At 73.1% G+C, this 16,713-nt stretch carries 16 protein-coding genes; 7 read left to right on the forward strand and 9 right to left on the reverse strand.

From position 1 onward, the window contains the following. Positions 1-7 precede the first annotated feature (7 nt). Positions 8-976, reverse strand: coding sequence for a glucosyl-3-phosphoglycerate synthase (locus tag N555_RS0101575; protein WP_029429751.1), 969 nt, complete (start codon positions 974-976; stop codon positions 8-10). 115 nt (positions 977-1,091) lie between these two features. Here N555_RS0101575 and N555_RS0101580 point away from each other — a divergent pair, with 115 nt between their 5' ends. After that, a complete protein-coding gene (locus N555_RS0101580) occupies positions 1,092-2,048 on the forward strand; it encodes a Gfo/Idh/MocA family protein (protein ID WP_029429752.1) in 957 nt (318 codons plus the stop codon). Next, positions 2,045-3,133, forward strand: coding sequence for a zinc-dependent alcohol dehydrogenase (locus N555_RS0101585; protein ID WP_029429753.1), 1,089 nt, complete (start codon positions 2,045-2,047; stop codon positions 3,131-3,133). Before N555_RS0101580 ends, N555_RS0101585 begins: the two co-directional genes overlap by 4 nt. A 10-nt stretch (positions 3,134-3,143) precedes the next feature. Here N555_RS0101585 and N555_RS0101590 read toward each other — a convergent pair whose 3' ends face one another. From N555_RS0101590 to npdG, 3 genes are read right to left on the reverse strand one after another with little or no spacing between them, the layout of a single operon-like run. Continuing rightward, positions 3,144-4,193, reverse strand: a complete 1,050-nt coding sequence (locus N555_RS0101590; protein WP_029429754.1) for an acyl-CoA dehydrogenase family protein — start codon at positions 4,191-4,193, stop codon at positions 3,144-3,146. Continuing rightward, entirely contained in the window at positions 4,190-5,353 is a 1,164-nt protein-coding gene (locus N555_RS0101595) for an acyl-CoA dehydrogenase family protein (protein WP_051683549.1), read from the reverse strand. The genes N555_RS0101590 and N555_RS0101595 overlap by 4 nt, the downstream gene beginning before the upstream one ends. After that, positions 5,350-6,039, reverse strand: coding sequence for an NADPH-dependent F420 reductase (gene npdG / locus N555_RS0101600; protein WP_029429756.1), 690 nt, complete (start codon positions 6,037-6,039; stop codon positions 5,350-5,352). Before npdG ends, N555_RS0101595 begins: the two co-directional genes overlap by 4 nt. A gap of 71 nt (positions 6,040-6,110) precedes the next feature. On the opposite strand from npdG, the gene N555_RS0101605 reads away from it, so the two are divergent. Next, complete coding sequence (locus N555_RS0101605) at positions 6,111-7,364, forward strand: MFS transporter (RefSeq protein WP_081865895.1); 1,254 nt, start codon at positions 6,111-6,113, stop codon at positions 7,362-7,364. Here the strand turns inward: N555_RS0101605 and N555_RS0101610 are convergent. Then, entirely contained in the window at positions 7,348-7,542 is a 195-nt protein-coding gene (locus N555_RS0101610; RefSeq protein WP_029429758.1) for a ferredoxin, read from the reverse strand. The genes N555_RS0101605 and N555_RS0101610 overlap by 17 nt on opposite strands. A 107-nt stretch (positions 7,543-7,649) precedes the next feature. Here N555_RS0101610 and N555_RS0101615 point away from each other — a divergent pair, with 107 nt between their 5' ends. The 4 genes from N555_RS0101615 (at position 7,650) to N555_RS0101630 (ending at position 11,853) form a co-directional block, all read left to right on the forward strand. Continuing rightward, positions 7,650-8,927: a cytochrome P450 gene (locus tag N555_RS0101615; protein WP_029429759.1), complete on the forward strand. Its 1,278-nt coding sequence runs from the start codon at positions 7,650-7,652 to the stop codon at positions 8,925-8,927. Between the two features lie 91 nt (positions 8,928-9,018). Continuing rightward, on the forward strand, positions 9,019-9,858 hold the full coding sequence (locus N555_RS0101620; RefSeq protein WP_029429760.1) for a mycofactocin-coupled SDR family oxidoreductase: 840 nt from the start codon (positions 9,019-9,021) through the stop codon (positions 9,856-9,858). A 138-nt stretch (positions 9,859-9,996) separates the two neighbouring features. Continuing rightward, positions 9,997-11,262, forward strand: a complete 1,266-nt coding sequence (locus N555_RS0101625) for a cytochrome P450 (protein ID WP_029429761.1) — start codon at positions 9,997-9,999, stop codon at positions 11,260-11,262. Between the two features lie 180 nt (positions 11,263-11,442). Continuing rightward, entirely contained in the window at positions 11,443-11,853 is a 411-nt protein-coding gene (locus tag N555_RS0101630; protein WP_029429762.1) for a nuclear transport factor 2 family protein, read from the forward strand. A 59-nt stretch (positions 11,854-11,912) separates the two neighbouring features. Here the strand turns inward: N555_RS0101630 and N555_RS0101635 are convergent, their stop codons facing one another. The 4 genes from N555_RS0101635 to N555_RS0101650 all read right to left on the reverse strand — a co-directional run bounded on the left by N555_RS0101635 (position 11,913) and on the right by N555_RS0101650 (position 16,652). Next, positions 11,913-12,737, reverse strand: a complete 825-nt coding sequence (locus N555_RS0101635) for a mycofactocin-coupled SDR family oxidoreductase (RefSeq protein WP_029429763.1) — start codon at positions 12,735-12,737, stop codon at positions 11,913-11,915. Between the two features lie 38 nt (positions 12,738-12,775). Further along, positions 12,776-14,317 (reverse strand): sugar ABC transporter ATP-binding protein, encoded by a 1,542-nt coding sequence (locus N555_RS0101640; RefSeq protein ID WP_051683550.1) that lies wholly within the window; start codon positions 14,315-14,317, stop codon positions 12,776-12,778. Further along, positions 14,314-15,249, reverse strand: coding sequence for an ABC transporter permease (locus N555_RS0101645; protein WP_029429765.1), 936 nt, complete (start codon positions 15,247-15,249; stop codon positions 14,314-14,316). Before N555_RS0101645 ends, N555_RS0101640 begins: the two co-directional genes overlap by 4 nt. A 218-nt stretch (positions 15,250-15,467) precedes the next feature. Beyond that, a complete protein-coding gene (locus N555_RS0101650) occupies positions 15,468-16,652 on the reverse strand; it encodes a sugar ABC transporter substrate-binding protein (RefSeq protein WP_081865898.1) in 1,185 nt (394 codons plus the stop codon). Between the last annotated feature and the right edge of the window lie 61 nt (positions 16,653-16,713).

Genomic DNA, 16,713 nt, shown 5'->3' on the forward strand with positions numbered 1-16,713 from the left:
AGGATCCTCATCGGGTCGCGCCCGGGATCCGCGCGCCGCGGTACCCGGGGACGGTGCGCATCGGCGGTCGCTCCCGCACGCCGACCTCCCAGGTGACGGCCTCGATCTCCGTCGCCGTCCGCACGTACTGGACGAGCGTGTCGTCGGGCACCGCCACACCCGGACAGCGGGCCAGAGCGGTCTGCAGCACCTGCCCGGCCATCCGCCCCAGGGCGGCGTCGCTCTGGTGGCTGTGCCGGCGGGTGCCGAGGTCCACCTGGGCAAGCGCATCGACGCCCGCCAGCTCGGCGAGGTCGATCAGCAGGCCCAGCTCCACGCCGTAGTGCGACACGAACGGGACCCGGTCCAGCAGCTCCCGGCGGCCCGCGTACTCCCCGGACAGCGGCTGCACGAAGCCCGACAGGTGCGGCCACAGCGCACCGAGCAGCGGGCGGGCGGTCAGCTCGGTGACGCGTCCACCACCCGTGGGCGCCAGGCCCTCGGCCGTCGCCAGCGGCCGGTCGTAGAGGCCCTTCACGTAGCCGATGGACGGGTCGGTCAGCAGCGGGCCGAGCAGCCCGACGACGAAGACGGGATCGAACGCGACGAGGTCGGAGTCGACGAAGACGAGCAGGTCCCCCGTCGTCACGTGCAGGGACTTCCACAGCGCCTCCCCCTTGCCGGGGACGTTGCCGCACTCGGGCAGCACCTCGTCGACGGAGACGACGCGGGCCCCCGCTGCCGTGGCGCGCGCCGCCGTCCGGTCGGTGGAGCCGCTGTCGACCACCACCACCTCGTCGACGAGCGGGATCCCCTCCACGAGGTCGCGGCGCAGCGCGGTCACGATCGCGCCGACGGTGCGCTCCTCGTCGAGAGCGGGGAGCACCACGCTGACCGTGAGGCCCTGGCGGCGCTTGCGCTCCAGGAGGTCGTGCGGGTCGTAGTCCGCTGCTCGGAAGGTGCGGGCGTGCAGCCAGCGGGCGACGTCGGTACGCATCTCGGCCCTCTCGGTCGGGTGCTGTCGTGTCGTCCCCGTTCCCCGGCGGTACCCGGAAGTGGCCCCCGTCACTCCGGAGCGGGCGGACCCGCGCCCGGAGCGGCACGATGCCGGCATGGGCATCCGTGTCGGGCTGGTCGGTGCGGGCGGGGTCGGGGCCCGCCACGCGCGCGTGCTGTCGGGGTTCGAGGACGTCGAACTGGCCGGGATCTGGGACGCCGACGCGGGTGTGGCCGCCGCCCTGGCCGGCGCGGTCGGGGCCCCCGTGGCAGCCGGCCTCGACAGCCTGCTGGACCGGGGGCTGGACGCCGTCTGGCTCTGCGTCCCGCCGTTCGCGCACGGGGACCTGGAGCTCGCCGTCATCCGTGCCGGACTGCCCTTCCTCGTGGAGAAGCCGCTGGCGGCCGACCTCGCCGTCGCCGAGCGGGTGGCCGCGGCGGTCGCCGCCGCCGGACTGCCGACGGCCACCGGCTACCACTGGCGGCACCTCGACACCGTCGACCGGGCCCGCGACGCGCTCGCCGGCGCTCCGGTGCGCCTGGTCGACGCGCGCTGGTGGGGGACGACGCCGCCGCCGACCTGGTGGAGCCGTTCGGACCGCTCCGGCGGCCAGGTCGTGGAGCAGGCCACCCACGTGCTCGACCTGCTGCGGGTGCTGGCCGGGGAGGTGGCCGAGGTGGTCGGCGGTGCGGCGCCCTCCACCCGGGAGGGCCGCGACGTGCCGGACGCGACGGCCGCCGTGCTGCGCCTCGACTCGGGCGCGGTGGGCACGGTCAGCACCTCGTGCGTGCTCCCGGCACCCACGGCGGCCGCACTGGAGGTCGTCGCCGACGGCACGTGGGTCCACCTCACCGAGACCGCGCTCCGGATCCGCACCGCCGCCGGCGACGAGGACGTCTCCCCCGCCGTCGACGGACGCACCGCCGTCGACCGGGCGTTCGTCGACGTCGTCTCCGGACGCCCTGCGCCGCCGGGCCTGGTGGACGTCGCCGAGGCCCTGGCCACCCACCGCCTGGCCTGGGCGGTCACTGAGGCGACCCGGACCGCGACGACCGTGCGGGTGCCGCGGTGAGCACGGTGCGGACGCTCGTGGTGCCGCGGCCCGGGGTGCTCGCGGTCGAGGAGACGCCCGAGCCGCCGCTGGGCGAGGGCTCCTTCCGGGCGGAGACCGTGTACAGCGGGGTGTCCGCCGGCACCGAGCTCACCTGGTTCCGCGGCACGAGCCCGTACCTGGCGACCGGCTGGGACGCCGAGCTCGGCCTGTTCGACGCGGCGGGAGAGCCCCGGTCGTTCCCGGTGCGGCAGCTGGGCTACATGGAGGTCGCCCGGGTGACCGACAGCCGCACGCCCGCGGTGGCCGAGGGCGCGATGGTGGCGATGGCCTACGGCCACGCGAGCGTCGTCCACGCCGACCCGGTGACGCGACACGTGGTGCCGCTGCCGGACGGGCTCGACCCGCTGCTCGGCGTCTTCGTGGCCCACCTCGGGCCCATCTGCGTGAACGGGGTGCTGCACGCCGCCGCCGACGCCGGGGGGCGCGAGCTGCGTGACGGGGTCGCCGGCCGGCTCGTGGTCGTGGTCGGCGGCGGGGCGATCGGGCTGCTGGTGGGCCTGCTCGCCCGGGTCTCCGGCGCCGCGGAGGTCGTCGTCGTCGATCCCACCCCGCAGCGGCGGGCCGCGGCGGCCGGGCTCGGGCTGACCGCCGTCGACGACACCCCCGACGTCGCCCGGGACCTCAAGACGCGCTGGCGGCACGGCCCGGCCGACCACGGGGCCGACGTGGTGTTCCAGTGCCGTGGGCAGTCCGCCGCACTGGCGACGGCGCTGCGCTGCGCGCGGCCCCAGGCCACCGTGGTGGACCTCGCCTTCTACACCGGCGGCGCCCCCGACCTGGCGCTCGGCGAGGAGTTCCACCACAACGGGCTCGCGGTGCGGTGCGCCCAGATCGGCCGGGTGCCCCGGGGTCTCGCGCACGCCTGGGACCGCGCCCGGCTCTCGCGGGAGACGCTGGGGTTGCTGACCGTCGCCGGCGATCTCGTCCGGGCGCACCTGCTCACCGACGTCGTCCCCGTCGACGAGGCGCCGGCGCTGTTCGCCGACCTCAGCGAGCGGCGCCGGCACGTGATCTCGGCGGTCCTGGACTACCGGGCCGCCTGAACCCGGCCGGTCAGACGACCCGGGTCAGCGCGGTCCAGAGGTCGTCGCCCCCACCGGCGACCAGGCCGGCGCCGAGCACACGGGACCACTCCAGCTCGGTACCGGCCTCGTCGCGCCACGACCAGCAGCGGCGGGTGAGGTGGTGGAGCCGGTACTCCTGGGTGAAGCCGATCGCGCCGTGCACCTGGTGGGCCAGCCGCGCGACGACCTCGACCGCCGCGCCGGCACGCACCTTGGCCGCGGCGGCGGCGAGGACGACGTCCTCGCCGCGGTCGAGGGCCTGGACGGCGGCGTCGACGATCGCCGTCACCGCGGTCACCTCGCCGGCCATCTCGGCCAGCTCCATCTGGATGGCCTGGAACTTCGCCAGCGGACGGCCGAACTGCTGCCGCTCACCGGCGTACTGCACGGTCCAGGACAGCACCTGCTCCAGGGCCGCGGCGATCTGCACCGACCGGGCGAGCGCGTACCGGGCCCGGAAGGACTCGGCCTGCTCCGCGCTCAGCCGGGCACCGGCCGCCGGGGTGGCGTCGAACGTCAGCGTGCCGCGCGGCTCGCCGGCGAGGTTGGCCGACGAGGTGACCGCCAGCCCGGCGGTGTCGAGCACCGCGAGCACCGGCCCGCCCGCACCCCCGACGAGCACGACCACCGAGGTGGCCACGTCGGCGGAGGGGACGGCGGGGACCGTGCCGGTGAGCCGGAAGCGGCCGTCGCCGTCGGGCTCGGCCGTGACCGCGGGGGCGACGGCGACGGTGACCGGCTGCTCCACCGGCGGCACCGGCAGTCCCGCGGCGAGCAGGGCGGGCGCGGCGACCAGCAGCTGTTCGGCCAGGGGCACCGCGGCAGCGCCGGCGGCGAGGGTGCGCACGATCGCCACCGCGTCGGCGAGCTCGCCACCCGACCCGCCGTCCTCCTCGGCGATGCCCACACCGGTGAGGCCCGTGTCGACCAGGGCCTTCCACAGCCCCTCGTCCCACGGCCGCTCCGGGGTGAGCACGAACAACTCGTGCGCCCCGAGCAGGTCCCGGACGGTCTCGACCACCAGGTCCTGATCGCTCATCGCAGTCCCAGCCCTCGTGCCACGATCCCGCGCAGGATCTCGTTGGTGCCACCGCGCAACGTGTAGCCCGGTGCGTGCAGCTGCGCCTCGGCCAGCGCCCGCCCCAGTGGATCCGGGGAGTCCATCGACGCCGGCACGTCCACCACCCGGCGCACCTCGTCGACCACGTCGGCCTCGAAGGTGGTGCCGACGTCCTTAACCAGGGCGGCGGCGATGTTGGGCAGCTCCCCGCGGTCCAGCGCCGCCGCGATCCGCAACGACAGCTGCCGCAGCGCCAGCAACCGGGCCGACAACCGGCCCAGCGCCGCCAACTGCGCCGCATCCCCCGTCGAAGCGGCCCGGCGGCCGAACTCCGCCAGCAGCGGATACGTCGACAGGAACCGCTCCGGCCCGGACCGCTCGAACGCCAACTCCGCGGTCACCTGGTGCCAGCCCGCGCCCTCCTCGCCCAGCAGCATGTCGCCGGGGACGACGACGTCGTCGAACACGACCTCGTTGAAGTGGTGCCCGCCGTCCAGGATCCGGATCGGGTTGATGGAGATGCCCGGCAGCGACAGGTCGATCAGCAACTGGCTCAGGCCCGCGTGCCGGTTGGCCGGATCCGCCGGCGAGGTCCGCACCAGCACGATCCCGTAGTGCGAGTGGTGCGCGTTCGACGTCCACACCTTCGCCCCCGACACCACCCAGTCGCCGTTCGCGTCCCGCGACGCCTTGGTCCGGATCGAGGCCAGGTCCGAGCCGGAGTCCGGCTCCGACATGCCGATCACGAAGAAGCACTCACCCGCCGCGATCCTGGGCAGGATCTCCCGCCGCTGGGCCTCGGTGCCGTAGCGCAGCAGGTTCGGCCCGGACTGCCGGTCGGCGATCCAGTGCGCCGCCACCGGCGCCCCAGCCGCCAGCAACTCCTCCGTGACCGCGTAGCGCTCCATCGCGGTCCGCTCGTGACCGCCGTACTCCTTCGGCCACGTCATCCCCAGCCAGCCGCGCTCCCCCAGCTTCCGGGAGAACGCCGGGTCCACCCCCGACAGCCAGGTGTCCACGTGCGGCACGAAGGTCCCCGCCGCCTGTTCGGCGGCGAGGAACTCCCGGACCTCCAGCCGCACGGCCTCCGCGGCCGCCGACCGCGGGGCCGGCGCCAGGGTGAGCGAGTCGCCGCTCACGCGCGGGCCCGGCTGGGGTCGACGTGGGTCATCAGCACGCCGGCGCGGGTCTTGTAGCGCTTGTTGACCGCGATGATCACCGCGGTGAAGGGCTCGAGCACCCGCGCCTGACGCAGCGCCCCGACGTCCACGCCGGGTCGGCCGGTCACCGCGGCCGCCAGGTCGACCACCCGGGCACGGGCAGCGGCGTCGTCCCCGCAGACCAGCACGTCCTCGCCGGACAGGTCGCGGTCCAGGTCGGCGACGCTGGGTGCCGAGAGGTGGTGGAAGGCCGCGGTCACCGTGCTGCCGGGCAGGAGCGCGGCCACCTGCTCGGCCGCGCTGCCCTCGGCGACGGCGAGGCCGTGCGGCCCCTGCGCGTCGAAGCCGAGCGGGTTGATGCACGAGACCACCAGCCGGCCGGTCAGGGCGGGGGCCAGTGCGGCGATCGTGGCGCCGCTCTCGTCCCACGGCGTCGCGAGCAGCACGATCTCGCCGGCCGCTGCGGCGTCTTCGTTGGCCGCACCGTCCACCCGGGCGTCGGTGCCCGCGGCCGCGAGGAGCTCCTGCAGTTCCGCGGCGGTGGCCGCCGCGCGGGCGGCGTCCCGGGAGCCCAGCACCACCGGGGAGCCGCTGCGGGCCAGCCGTAGTGCCAGGGCGCGACCGAGCGCGCCCGTTCCGCCGAGTACGGCGATCGTGTCGCTCATCGGTGCTGCCTCCACGGGGTCGGACCGGCGGGATTCCCCCGCGACAGAAACTAGGATAAGCATTACCAGCGATGAGCGGAACCGGTAGGGACAGACCTCCGGCGACGGGGCGGCTCGCCGTCCTCGTCGTCTGCACCGCGGCGATGGGGCTCGGCTGTGCGCCCACCTTCCTGGTGGGCTACCTGGGTCCGGACGTCCGCGCCAGCCTCGACCTCTCCGGGGCACAACTCGGCCTGCTGGTCGGGCTCTTCTACGGCGCCACCGGCGTCACGTCGATGGTCGTCTCGCGACTCGTCGACCCCTGGGGTGCGCGCGTCTGCATCGTCGGTGACCAGCTGCTGGTCGCCCTGGTCCTGACGGCCGCCGCGCTGCGGCCGGGGTTCGGCACGCTCGCCGTCGCCAGCGCCCTGGCCGGCGCCGGTTACGCCTTCGCCAACGCCGGCACCAGCCTCGCGGTCACCTCGGTGTCGCTGCCCGAGCAGGCGGGGGCCGCGGTCGCGACCAAGACCGCCGGCATCCCCCTGGGCGCGACGCTCCTCGCGTTGACCGGCCTCCCGCTGGCCGGCGTCCTGGGCTGGGAGGGCGTCGCGCTCTGCCTGGCCGCCCTGCTGGCGGTCAACGCCGTCGCGGGATGGGTCCTGCTGCCGCGGACCGTCCGCCGACGCGGCGACGCCGGACCGCTCCCCACCTCCGGCCGGCTGCCCCGCCGCTTCGGCTGGGTCGTGCTGGCGTCGTTCCTCTACGTGCTGGGCTCCCAGCCGCTGTTCTCCTGGCTGGTCATCACGCTGGTCGACGCCGGCGTCTCCCGTTCGGTGGCGGGCGCCATCTCGGCCACCGGCACCGCACTCGGCGCCGTCGTCATGGTCCTGGCGGCCCGCCGCGCCGACCGGGCCGGCCCGCGGCACCGGGCCGTCACCGCCGCGGCGGTTGCCAGCGCCTCGGTCGCCGGCACCGCCCTCGTCTGGATCGGCGGGCACGTCGCCCTGGGGGTCCTGGTCATCGGCGCGGTCGTGGCCATCCTGGCCGATCTCGTGGGCTCCGGGTTCGCGCACGCCGTGGCCATCGACCGCGCGCCGCAGGCCGTGGGCAAGGCGACCGCGGTCATGTCCAGCGGCTACTACCTGGGCGCGCTCGTCTCGCCGCTCGTCTTCGGCGCCGCGGCGGACGCGACCGGGTCCTACGACGCCTCGTGGGCGGTCACGGTCACCGCGATGACGTGCTGCGCCCTGTGCCTGCTCGTCGTCCACCGGTGGGTGCGGCCGCCGGAGGCCGGCCGGGCCGCCGGCCCGGCCGAGACGTCCGCCGCACTCAGTCCGAGAGGGTGATGGCCCGCTCGGGACAGGCGGAGACGGCCGTGCGGGCATCGGCCTCCATCGAGGCCGGGACCGGGTCCAGCTGCACGATCGCGTGGCCGTCGTCGGCGTCGAGCTCGAAGACCTCCGGCGCGCTCATGTGACAGACGCCGTGCCCCTGGCAGACGTCCAGGTCGACCGAGACTCGCATCGCATCCCCCTCGGGGTGGGCCGGCGCCGGCAGCGCACGGACGTTGACAGCCACAAACTAGGATAAGCATTATCACAGGTGAGCAGGACGACAGAGACGAGGACCACATGAGCACCGAAGACCGCAGCCCCGTCGTCGACTTCGACCACCACTCCCCGGAGCACGCCGACGACACCGTGGGCAGCTACCGCCGGCTGCGCGAGACGGCGCCCGTGGCCTGGACGGAGAACCACGGCGGGTTCTGGGTGCTCAGCGACTACGAGTCGGTCTTCGAGGCCGCCCGCGACGACGACGTCTTCTCCTCCCAGCGGCTGGACCAGTACGGCGGCCCGGGCCTGTCGGTGGTCATCCCGAAGACGCCGATGCACTTCCACATCCCGATCGAGCTGGACCCGCCGGAGTTCCGGTCCTTCCGCAAGGTCGTCAACCCCGTCGCCTCGCCGGCCGCCGTCGCCAAGGTCGAGGACATGATCGTGAAGTGGACGACGTGGTTCGTCGACGAGCTGATCGAGACCGGTGAGGCCGACCTCGCCCAGGTCATCGGCGTCCCCGCCATCTGCACCATCGACTGGCTGGGCCTGCCGGTGCAGGACTGGCAGATCTACGCCCGCTCGCACCAGGCCACGCTCGCCGAGCCGACCGACAGCCCGCTGTACAAGCAGGCGGTCGAGGTCGACCTCCCCTACGGCACCGAGCAGATGCGCCAGACCATCGCCGCCCGCGCCGCCGAGCCCCGCGACGACGTCATCAGCTACCTGGTCCAGCAGGAGGTCGACGGGCGGCCGATCACCCAGGAGGAGGTCTTCTCCATGGTCGAGCTGCTGGTCAGCGGCGGCGTGGGGACGACGGCCTCGCTGGTCAGCCAGACCCTGGTCTGGCTCTACGAGCACCAGGACGTGCGGCAGGAGCTGATCGACGACCCGTCGCTGCTGGACCGCGCGATCGAGGAGTTCCTCCGCTACTTCTCCCCCACCCAGGCCCTGGCCCGCACGGTGGTCAAGGACGCCGACTTCCACGGCAGCCACGTGCACGTCGGCGACCGGGCGCTGCTCGCCTGGTCCTCGGCGAACCGGGACCCGAACCAGTTCGAGAACCCGGACGAGATCGACATCCACCGCTGGCCGAACCGGCACGTCTCCTTCGGCGTCGGGGTGCACCGCTGCGCCGGCTCCCACTTCGGCAAGCGCATGGCCAAGGAGATGCTCGCGCAGGTGCTCGAGCGGATGCCCGACTACGAGGTCGACCTCTCCGGCCTCAAGCGCTACCCGCGCCAGGGCGTCAACAAGGGCTGGCAGCGGATCCCGGCCACCTTCACGCCGGGCGAGCGCCGGCTGCCGCCGGGCGCGGTGCCCGAGGGCGTCTCCGCCGCCTCCGCCCGCAGCTGACCGTTCCCCACGCCACCCCACCAGCAGCACCGACCGAGCCGCACCGTCGCGGCCGGGGACCCCGGGCAACCGGAGAACAGGAGCGCACGCCATGGCAGGACGCATGGAGGGCAAGGTCGCCTTCATCACCGGAGCGGCACGCGGCCAGGGCCGCAGCCACGCGATCCGGCTGGCCCAGGAGGGTGCCGACATCATCGCCGTCGACATCTGCGAGGACATCGCGACGGTGACGCCCTACTACCCGCTGGCCACCGAGGCCGAGCTGGCCGAGACCGTGGCGGCCGTCGAGGCGCTGGACCGGCGGATCGTGGCGAAGAAGGCCGACGTCCGCGACCTCGACGGTCTACAGGCCGCCTTCGACGCCGGCGTGGCCGAGCTCGGCCGGGTGGACACCGTCGTCGCCAACGCCGGGATCGCCACGTACGGCCTCGCGTGGGAGCTCTCCGGCGACCAGTGGAAGGACATGATCGACGTCAACCTGACCGGCGTCTTCCACACCGCCAAGGTCGCCATCCCGACGATGATCGAGGCCGGCCGCGGCGGCTCGATCATGTTCACCAGCTCGATCGGCGGGCTCAAGGGCATCCAGCACGTGGCCCACTACGTCGCCGCCAAGCACGGGATCGTCGGCCTGATGCGCACGCTGGCCAACGAGCTCGGCCCGCACAGCATCCGGGTCAACACCATCCACCCGACCAACGTCGACACGATCATGATCCAGAACCCGGGCACCTACGCCATGTTCTCGCCGGGCGACCCGGAGCCGAGCCAGGAGAAGGCGATGCCGGGCTTCATGAGCCTCAACACGCTCCCGGTGCCGTGGATCGAGACCAGCGACATCAGCAACGCCGTCCTCTGGCTGGCCAGCGACGAGAGCCGGTACGTGACCGGCGTGACCCTGCCGGTCGACGCCGGCGCCTACGTGAAGTAGTCGTCCCACCCCGCAGCGGGCGCCGTCGCGAGCACGTCTCGCGGCGGCGCCCGCTGCCTGTTGTGGTGCAGCCCACACCATGCATATGGTGAGCCTGTTTACGCACCGACGCGTCAGCCGAGCCAGGGAGCACCCCGCATGAGCCAGTCGACCGCCGCCCCGCCCGCTCCGGACATCCTCTCGCCGGAGTACGTCGCCGACCCGTACCCGTTCCACAAGGTGCTGCGCGACCACCACCCCGCCACCTACCACGAGGCGACGCAGAGCTGGCTGATCAGCCGGTACGCCGACTGTGCGCACGCGTTCAAGAGCGAGGCGTTCTCCAGCCGGAACTACGACTGGCAGCTGGAGCCCATCCACGGCCGGACGATCCTGCAGATGCAGGGCAAGGAGCACGCCACCCACCGGTCGCTGCTCAACCCGTTCTTCCGCGGCAAGGGCCTCGAGGCCTTCATGCCGACCATCCGTCAGAACGCCGCGGAGCTGATCACCGCCGCCGTGCAGCGCGCCGGCAGCGAGATGATGGACGAGCTGTCCGGGCGCGGCCGGGTCGACCTCGTCGCCGAGTTCACGACCTGGTTCCCGATCCGGGTCATGGTCGACATGCTCGGCCTGCCCAAGAGCGACCACGACCGCTTCCACCGCTGGTACCACTCGGTCATCGCGCACCTGAACAACCTCGCCGGCGACCCGGCCGTCACGGCCGCGGCCGACCAGACCCGCGAGGAGCTGCGCGAGTACATGCTCCCGATCATCCGGGAGCGCCGGAACGGCGACGGCGACGACCTGCTCTCCCGCCTCTGCCGGGCGGAGGTCGACGGCGAGCAGATGTCCGACGAGGAGATCAAGGCGTTCGTGAGCCTGCTCCTGGTCGCCGGCGGCGAGACCACCGACAAGGCCATCGCCAGCATGATGACCAACCTGATCAAGAATCCCGACCAGCTCGAGGCGGTGCGCGCCGACCGCAGCCTGGTCGACGCCGCCATCGCCGAGACGCTGCGCTACACGGGCCCGGTGCACATGATCATGCGCCAGACCGAGCAGCCGGTGGAGATCGAGGGGACGACGATCCCCGAGGGCGCGACCTGCATCCTCATGCTGGCCTCGGCCAACCGCGACGAGCGGCACTTCAGCGACCCGGACCGCTTCGACATCCACCGCAGCGACCTCGACGTGGCGCGGGCCTTCAGCGGCGCCGCCAACCACGTCCAGTTCATCCTGGGCCGGCACTTCTGCGTCGGCTCGCTGCTGGCTCGCACGGAGATGCAGGTGGCCCTGGAGCTGGTCCTCGACTCCATGCCGAACCTGCGTTTCCAGGAGGGCTTCGTGCCGAAGGAGGTCGGGCTCTACACCCGCAGCGTGGAGAGCCTGCTGGTCGAGTTCGACGTCCCGGCCAAGGCCTGAGACCGCCGCCTGAGCGCCCCCCCCCCCCCCCCCCCCCCCCCCCCCCCCGAGACCCGGAGCCCCGGACTGCGCGCCGCCGCGTCCGGGGCTCTGGTCAAACAGGGTAACCATGCATAGGGTAATCCCGATCACATCGACCCGGCCGACGACGCCGTCGGCCCGCCGTCCAGGAGACGCCGAATGTCCGCACGTGGAGACCTCGAGAACGTCCTCAACCGCTACTCCATCGCCTACGACCAGAACGACATGACGGAGATGGCCGACACCTTCGCCGACTCCGCCGTGCTCACGATGCGCATCGGCGGCGGCGACCTCATCGGCCCCTTCGAGGGCAAGGAGGCGGTCATGAAGCTGATGACCGACAGCCTGGCCAGCCAGAGCGACCAGCGCCGGCACGTCACGACGAACATGGCCGTCCGCAAGGAGACCGACGACGCGGCCACCGTCGACTCCTACCTGACGCTGATCTCGATCGAGAACGGCAAGGCCACCCTGCTGTCGACCGCGCTCTACCAGGACGAGCTCGTCAAGGAGGCCGACGGCGCCTGGCGGTTCACCAAGCGGCACATCGAGCTCGACCTGCCGTACTGAGTCCCGCACGACACTGAGGGGGAGGCGCCGGCGGCGCCTCCCCCTCGGTCGTCCGCGGATCAGCGGATCAGGGCACCCGCGTCGACCGGCAGCGCCACCCCGGTGATGAAGCGGGCCTCCTCCGAGGCGAGGAACAGCACGGCGTTGCTGACGTCGTCGGGCTCCACCCAGCCGGTGTCCAGCGCGTGCATGCCCTTCATGATGTCGACGACGTCGTCCTTGCCCGGCGCCTCGAGGTCGGGCCGGAAGAGCTTGTAGATCGCGTCGTTGAACAGCAGCGGCGTGTCGACGTTGGTCGGGTTCACGCAGTTGACCCGGATGCCCTGCGGCGCGACCTCGTTCGCCAGCGCCCGCATGATCCCCACCAGACCGTGCTTGGCCGCCGTGTAGTGGGTGTTGTTCGGCAGCCCCTTGGCCGAGGCGATCGACCCGGTGAGCACGACGGACGCGCCCGCCGACAGGTGCGGCAGCGCCGCCCGGATCGTCTTGAAGACGCCGGTGAGGTTGATGTCGATCATGTCCTGCCACGTCTCGTCGGACATCTCGGCCATCGGCGCGCTGCCCCCGACCCCGGCGTTGGCCACCACGACGTCCAGCCGGCCGAGCTCGGCCACGCCCCGGTCGACCAGCTCCCGCAGTGCGGTGCCGTCGCGGACGTCGACCCGGCCGACGACGGCACGCCGGTCCTCGGCCTCGATCAGCCGGACCGTCTCGGCGAGGTCGGCCTCGGTGGCCAGGCCGTAGCCGACGGTCGCGACGTCGGCGCAGGCGTCGGCGAGGACCAGGTCCGCGCCCTCCCGGGCCAGCCGGACGGCGTGGTTGCGCCCCTGCCCGCGGGCAGCCCCGGTGACGAACGCGACCTTCCCCTGGAACCGCTGGTGCACGTGCTCTCCTCTCCCCCGGGACCGCCCGTGCGGCCCGGTCAGGCAGACGCCACGGCGGCCTCGCCGCCGTAGCAGTGGTGCAGGATCACCGACTCGCTGACCTGCGCCCCGGTCAGTTCCGCGACCACGCGGCCCTCGCGCAGCACGACCACGCGGTCGGACACGGCGGCCAGCTCCGGGAGGTCGGAGGAGATGAACAGGACCGCCTTGCCCTGGTCGGCGAGCTCCCCGACGATCCCGTAGACGTCGGCCTTGCCCTCCACGTCGATCCCCGCCGTGGGCTCGTCGAAGACGAAGACGTCGGCGCCGTGCATGAGCCACTTGGCCAGCACGACCTTCTGCTGGTTGCCGCCCGACAGCGTGCCGACGGCCACCTCGGTGTCGCGCGCCTTGATGCCGAGCCGGCCCACCATCTCCTCGCCGGCCGCGCGCTCCTTCGCCGCGCTCGGCCGGGGCAGCCAGCCGGCGGAGCGGTACCGGCGGAGGGTCGGCAGCGAGGCGTTCTTCCGGATGCTCTGTGCGGTGTCGTTGCCCTGGTGCCGGCGGTCCTCGGGCAGCAGCGCGATCCGCTCCCGCATGGCCGCCCGGGGCGAGCGCAGCACGACGTCCTTCCCGCGGACGGTGATCGTGCCGCCGTCGGGGGTGTCCACGCCGAACAGCACCCGGGCGAGCTCGGTCCGCCCCGCGCCGACCAGGCCGGCCAGGCCGAGGACCTCGCCCTCGCGCAGGGTCAGGTCGACGCCGTGCAGCGCGGGCGCGCGGGTCAGGCCGGTGACCCGCAGCAGCTCCGCGCCGGGCGGCCGGCCGGTGCGCTCGACGTGCACGGTCGCGCTCTCCTCGGTCTTCGCCTCACCGGTGATGCCGGCGACGAGGGTCTGCTTCGTGAGCGTGGCGGTCACCAGGTCGGCCACCACCGAGCCGTCGCGCATGACCACGACCCGGTCGGTGGCACCGAGCACCTCCTCGAGGCGGTGGGAGACGTAGACGATCGCGACACCGGCGTCGGCCAGCTGCCGGATGACCTCCAGCAGGTGCGAGATCTCGTCGTCGGTCAGCGAGGCGGTGGGCTCGTCGAGGACGACCACGCGCGCGTCCCAGGCCAGGCAGCGGGCGATCATGACCATCCGCTGCTGGGCGACGCTGAGGTCCTGGACGTCGACCCGCGGGTCGACCTCCAGGCCGAGCCGCTCGAGCACCGTGCGGGTGCGGCGGTGCAGCTCGGACCAGTCGACGAACAGCCCGGCGCGCCGGGGGTAGGGCAGCCCGAGGAAGACGTTCTCCGCGACGCTGCCGCGCGGGACCAGCGCCAGCTCCTGGTGGACGACGGAAATGCCCAGCACCGAGGCGGCGTGCGAGGAGGCCAGCACGGTCGGCTCGCCGTCGACCAGGATCTCGCCGGAGTCGGGGGCGACCAGCCCGGCGAGCATCTTGATGACGGTGCTCTTGCCTGCGCCGTTCTTGCCGACGAGGCCGAGGATCTCCCCCGGGGCCACCGTGAAGGAGGCGTCGTCGACCGCCAGCACGCCGGGGTAGGTCTTGCGCAGGCCGCGTACCTCGACGACCGGCACCTCGCCGGTCACGTGTGCTTCCGTTCGAGCCGGCTGATCAGCATGGCGGCGATCAGGACCAGGCCCTGGATGATGTTGATCCACGCGGTGGCGATCTGGAGCATCTGCAGGCCGGTGGTGATCACACCGAGGAAGAGCACCGCGACCACGGTGCCCGGCACGTTGAAGACGCCCGGCCGGAACGTCGCCGAGCCGAGGAACGCCGCCGCGTAGGCCGGCAGCAGATACGGCACGCCGGCGTTGGGCTGGGAGGAACCCCCCTGGGCGGTGATCAGGATGCCGGTGATCGCGGCGGCGACGGCGACGATGACGAAGCCGAGGACGCGCAGCCGCTTCACCGAGACGCCGGCGAAGCGGGCCGCGTCCGGGTTGCCGCCGACGGCGTAGATGCGCCGGCCGGTCTCGGTCTGCTCCAGGAAGAGGTACATGAGGACGGCGACCAGGAGCGCCAGCCAGATCTGGATGTTCACGTCGAACAGCGCCTTGCTCTGGCCGAGGTCCTTGTAGCCCTGCGGGACACCGCTGAAGAGCGTCTGCTGGTTGGTGAACAGGTACTCGACCCCGAGCAGGATCACGCCCATGGCCAGCGTCTGGACGAACGACGAGGCGCCCAGGTAGGCGATGAAGACGCCGTTGACCAGCCCGACCAGCAGGCCGATGCCGAGCGCGAGGAGCACCGCGACGGGCCAGGCCACCCCGTGCAGGGTGATCAGGGCGAGGGCCGAGGCGCCGCCGAGGCCCACCATCGAGCCGATCGACAGGTCGAACTCCCCCAGGGCGAGCGGGACCGTGAGCCCGATCGCGAGGATCGCCGGCGCGGCCGCCTGCTGGAGGATCGCGGACAGGTTGTTCGTGGTGAGGAAGCTGTCGGGCTTCGCGATGCCGAAGAACGCGACGACCAGGATCAGCGCGATGAGCACGCCGCCCCGCGCGAGCAGGGCCACCCAGCCCGGGCGATGGCGCCCGGGAGGACGTGCCTCCCTCCCGCCGGACCGCCCGGATCCGGGGCCGGAGTCGGTGGGGATCGCCGCGCCCACCGCGGCGGGTTCCCGGCCGGCGGGTGCGTCGGTCTGTCCTGTCGCCACTGCTGCTCCTCGACGGGCTGGTCCTCGACGGTGCGGGCCCGGGGTGCGGCCGCGTGGCCGCACCCCGGGTGGTCGGGCTACTGCGAGAGGTTGGTGAACTCGGTCGACCACTTCGTGGTGAAGAAGCCCTCGAAGTCGACGGGCGGGGTCGCGAGCTCGCCCTCGTCGGGCAGGTTCTCCGCGTCGACGACGAAGAACCGCCAGAAGTCCAGGTCGGTGCCGTAGTCCGGCCGCGGCTCGGAGGAGATGGCGGTGTCACGGGCGAAGAACTCGGCCAGCTGGTCCATGGCCACCCAGGCGATCCACTCGTGGCTGTTCTCCGCCGCGGCGTCGACCTGGCCGGACCGGATCAGGTCGATGGTCGGGAGGTTGGCGTAGAAGGTCGTGATCAGCGGCCGCTCCGGGAACTGGGCGCCCGGCCGGAGCACCTGCATGGCCTGCGCCGCCCCGATCTCGGAGCCGGAGAAGGTCATGTAGTACGCCTGGAGGTCCGGGTTGCCGTTGAACGACGACGAGACCGACTGCTGGGCACCCGGGATCAGGTTGGCGGCGTCGGCGTCGAAGGTGTCCCCGATCGTCACGTCGGAACCCTCGAGCGCGGTGTCGAGCCCCTCGAGCCGCTGGATGACGAAGTCGGCCTGGAAGGTCTGCGTGGCGATCGGCCCGCCGTCGGGCAGCTTGTCGACCAGCCAGTCGCCCATCACCTCACCGAACCCGGCCTCGTCGGGGTAGATGGAGCCGTCGAACAGGTCCTCCTGGCCGATGTACCCGCCGACGTTGATCACCGGGATGCCGGCCGCGTCGGCCTGGGTGAGGGCCGGGGCGATGGACGACTGCGGCATCCCGTTGGTCAGGATCGCGTCGACGCCCTCGTTCACGAAGTTCGTCGCACAGGTCAGCTGGCCCTGCGGCGTGGACTGGCCGTCGCACACCTCGAGGTCCCAGCCGGCCGCGGCCGCGGCGTTCTGCATGCCCTGCGTCAGCCGGGCGGAGATCGGGATGGCCTCGCCGTAGGAGATGTAGCCGATGGTCTTGGCGGGGAGCTCGACCGGCTCGCCCGCCGCCTCCGCCGAGGCGGTGGCGGCGTCCGAGATCTCCGAGGTGAGCTCGGGCAGCGGCAGGTCGCCGACCCGGTCGCCGTCCGCGCTGCTGCCGCTGCTGTCGCTGCCGCCGCCGGACCCCCCGTCGTCGGAGCTGCCACAGGCGGAGGCGAGCAGGAGGGCGGCCACGGCGGTGCCGGCCATAAGGGTGCGCGATCTCATGAGCGTGGTCTCCGATCAGGACGAGTGCGTCGATGCAGTCGTGGTGCGGTGGAGCCACGCC

This window comes from Blastococcus sp. URHD0036 (assembly GCF_000701365.1).
Taxonomy (GTDB): Bacteria; Actinomycetota; Actinomycetes; order Mycobacteriales; family Geodermatophilaceae; genus Trujillonella.